Source organism: Protofrankia sp. Cr1 (assembly GCF_963555865.1).
In the GTDB taxonomy this organism is placed as follows: domain Bacteria; phylum Actinomycetota; class Actinomycetes; order Frankiales; family Frankiaceae; genus Protofrankia.
This window is the reverse complement of record NZ_CAUVXO010000033.1, coordinates 1-807: the sequence shown is the minus strand read 5'-3', so window position 1 is coordinate 807 and position 807 is coordinate 1. Positions and strand designations below refer to the sequence as shown.

Genomic DNA, 807 nt, shown 5'->3' with positions numbered 1-807 from the left:
CGGCCCCACGGTCGGCCGCGATGCCTGCGGTGAAGTCGTCACGCAGGTGGCCGGCCGAGGGCGCGCGGCTCGCGGCAAGGCGCTTGCCGACGACCCGGATCTGGCGCATGAGCAGTTCATAGGAGCCGAGCAGCGCCAACGCCGGCCAGCCCGCGATGACACGGGCGGTCAGATTGGGTTCGGCGTGCAGCACGTTGGCGGCGAGGGACGCGAAGGCCCCCATGGTCAACAGGAGGTAGGACAGCCAGGACCGGCTCCGGCCGGCACGGCGGTCCGCCAGCATCGTCATGGATGCGGCCAGCATGAGGCCGTCCACACTGAACGGAATGACCGCCGCGGCGGTGGAGTCCTCGCCGTGGTCCAGTGCGACACCGCGCATGTGCCGGTAGGAGACGAACGCCGCCACCGCGGCGACGGTGACCACCGCCACGACCGTGGCCGCGCTGATCGCGCGATCCATCCAGCCTGACCCTGTGTCGGTCTCCGCTCCCGGTCGGCCGTCCTCCGCTGGCAGGAACACAGGATCCCCTCCCACTGTTGAGGCTTTACTCGTTGACACAACGTCCCGCGTGACTACGTCGATAGCCTGCCACCTCCTCGCATCCACACCACACCAGGGCGCCCTTCGGCGTTACACCTATACGCTCTGCTCATGTCCTGTCATGCCGGGTCCATCGGTCGCGGCGTCGCCGACGGGCCGGACCTGCTGCGCGCCTTGTTCGCCTACGTGGACGAGATCATCGGCGACGAACCGGTGCTCACTGTCGACCCAGCTGTTGCGATCCGTGCGGACCGGGACGAGCGCGA

Annotated in this window: 1 protein-coding gene; it reads right to left on the bottom strand. The window is 69.0% G+C overall.

Translation table 11 applies throughout. The features are described from left to right. The coding region (locus U9980_RS05375) for a DUF2637 domain-containing protein (protein ID WP_322766936.1) at nucleotides 1-460 on the bottom strand (460 nt) is incomplete at its 3' end. Between the last annotated feature and the right edge of the window lie 347 nt (nucleotides 461-807).